Origin of the sequence: Rhodococcus sp. ARP2, assembly GCF_001029585.1 — a bacterium.
In the GTDB taxonomy this organism is placed as follows: Bacteria; Actinomycetota; Actinomycetes; order Mycobacteriales; family Mycobacteriaceae; genus Rhodococcus_F; species Rhodococcus_F erythropolis.
Genome location: NZ_LEKE01000036.1, coordinates 1 through 1160, shown reverse-complemented (window position 1 = coordinate 1160; position 1160 = coordinate 1). Strand labels below are relative to the sequence as shown.

Sequence of the window (1160 nt, the reverse complement as noted above, 5' to 3'; positions counted from 1 at the left end):
ATGGAGCAGGCGTTGCCAAAGTCCGAGCCGTTTGTGAACTCTATGGCCTCTTCTAAGCTGCCTACCCGCACCACCGAAAGTACGGGGCCGAAGATCTCCTCTCTCGAGACCCGCATCTCATCTGTCACTCCGTCTAGTATGGTGGGCCCGAAGAAAAAGCCTTCTTCTCTTGGCGGCTCTCTACCGTCCAGGGCTACAGTAGCCCCCTCCTCTTCGGCGAGGTCCACGTAGCCTTTTACCTTCTCACGGTGTGAGTCGCGGATCAGCGGTGTTAGCTCAGAGCCTTCCTCGTAGCCTGGGCCCACCTTCATGTTCTTTGCCGCCTCTTTTACGGCCTCTACCAGCTTATCCTGCTGAGAAGAATCTCCTACGGCTACGAGCACGCTCCCGGCCAGGCACCGCTCTCCGGCGTTTCCGTAGGCTGAAGCCACTATGTTCGGCACTGCTTTATCCAGGACGGCGTCTGGCAGGGCGATCATGGAGTTCTTGGCCCCGGCAAGGGCCTGCACCCTTTTGCCGGCCGCGGAGCCGTTACGGTAGACGTGCTCTGCTACGGGCTGTGAGCCTACGAATGAGACGGCCTCTATGCCGGGATGCTCTAGTATGCCGTCTACGGCTTCCCGGGCTCCGTTTACTATGCTGAAGGTGCCTTCCGGTAGATCTGAGCCCCCGGCCTCTAGGAGTAGCTCTCCGAGCCTCTGTGCCGTTAGCGGGGTACGCTCCGAGGGCTTCAGGATGTAGGAGTTTCCGGCTCCTATGGCTACCGGTAGGGTCCACAATGGGACCATGCACGGGAAGTTGAACGGGGTGATGGCTGCCACCACCCCGAGTGGGTAGCGGTAGGAGACGTTGTCTATGCCCCTCGCCACGTCTCTTAGGGACTCGCCCATCATGAGGGTCGGCATGCCGCAGGCGAACTCCACAACCTCTATTCCGCGCCTCACCTCCCCACCGGCGTCTTTTGCGTCCTTGCCGTTCTCCAGGGTAACGAGGTCCCTGAGCTCCTCGAAGTGATCCTCTAAGAGCATCTTGTAGCGAAATAGTACCCTGGCCCTATCCACCACCGGGGTTGCCGACCACGCCCTGAAGGCCTCCCCCGCGGCGCTAACCGCCCGGTCTAGCTCTTCCCTGCTAGAGAGCGGGGTACTTGCTATGACCTC

General features: G+C 60.4%; 1 protein-coding gene. It reads right to left on the bottom strand.

Annotated features, from left to right (window positions below):
- Positions 1 to 1160, bottom strand: a 1160-nt coding sequence (mmsA, locus tag ABX74_RS08570; protein WP_047866731.1) for a CoA-acylating methylmalonate-semialdehyde dehydrogenase, incomplete at both ends; no start/stop codon positions are given.